This window comes from Vibrio sp. YT-19(2023) (assembly GCF_033337395.1).
The window spans coordinates 1-517 of record NZ_JAWOQN010001154.1; the positions used below are offsets into that span (position 1 = coordinate 1).

The 517-nt window shown below is 38.7% G+C and carries 1 protein-coding gene; it reads left to right on the forward strand.

The genetic code is table 11. The annotated features are described in order from the left end of the window. Positions 1-207: 207 nt before the first annotated feature. Positions 208-477, forward strand: coding sequence for a hypothetical protein (locus tag R7E78_RS30575; RefSeq protein ID WP_318059202.1), 270 nt, complete (start codon positions 208-210; stop codon positions 475-477). The last annotated feature ends 40 nt before the right edge of the window (positions 478-517 follow it).

A 517-nucleotide genomic window follows, 5' to 3' on the forward strand; every position in this document is an offset into this window, starting at 1 on the left:
TTCCTGTTCAGATATAGCAATGTTGATAAACATTCTTTGGGCTTTGTTCTGGGGCTTCTGCATTTGGGGAACAATAATGCTATTCAGATGGTCAGCCTCTAGTTAGACCGCTCGCCGCAAGAAGTGATATTGAGCTTGCGAAAATCGCTTCGAGGAAGCGGAACATGTATTAAATTAATCTTTGGCAGGTTCACACCTGAGTTAGTTATGGAATGGATTTATGATGTTTATGAAGGGTTTATCTTCTTGGGTGTTTTCTTGCTGGTATTGCTGCTTGTAGGAGTTATCGCAATGATTGATTCGATTTTTGCTTGGCTAGGCTCTTATGAGTTTTCATTTTGGCATTTACCGCTTTGGTTTTTTGCTAGCGTTATTTATTACTTCCTTTGGGATTTGGTTATCGACCATTACAAACCTTACCCTTGGTGCGCATTATGTCGAGATAGTGAAATGATTCATAGATTAGCGAGGAAATAGATATGTCTATAACTTTAGATACTGAAGACCTTACAGTTTT